1 pseudogene is annotated in these 484 nt (G+C 30.8%); it reads right to left on the bottom strand.

Annotated elements, in window-relative coordinates:
* Positions 1-415, bottom strand: a pseudogene (locus AB674_RS21695) (AsmA family protein); the annotation flags it as partial.
* Positions 416-484 lie beyond the last annotated feature (69 nt).

Genomic DNA, 484 nt, shown 5'->3' with positions numbered 1-484 from the left:
TTTTGTTATCTTTCAAAGCGATGTCATAATTCCCAATTCCGTCTTTATTGAATATGATATTGATTAACCCGTTTTTTGAAGTTATTCCGTCAATATTCATTGCTTCGTTTTTGCCCTTAAAAAGTTCCTTAATGGACATTTTTAAATTCAATTCACCTAATGAAACTAACGTGTCGCCTTCAAAAGGAGCTTTGTTTATAATAACTAACTTATCCAAAGTCACATTCGCGTTTGGGAAATTTTTGAATAAACTTAAATCGGCATCTGCAAAAGTGACTTTGGCATCTACTTTTTCATTGATAGCTTCGGCAATTTTGGCTTTTATTTGATCTTTAAAAAAATAGGGAATAGCAAATAAAGCTGCTGCGAGTAGGACAATTAGAATCCCAATGATTTTTAAAATTTTCTTTAGCATAATTTGATTTCTTAAGATTTTATAAGTTTAGCAAAAACCCTGCCTGACTTCTTACAAAAATAACGGATT

Origin of the sequence: Flavobacterium sp. ABG (genome assembly GCF_001027725.1) — a bacterium.
GTDB classification, from domain to species: Bacteria; Bacteroidota; Bacteroidia; order Flavobacteriales; family Flavobacteriaceae; genus Flavobacterium; species Flavobacterium cupriresistens.
The sequence above is the reverse complement of the archived record's forward strand: the minus strand, read 5'-3'. Positions and strand labels throughout refer to the sequence as shown.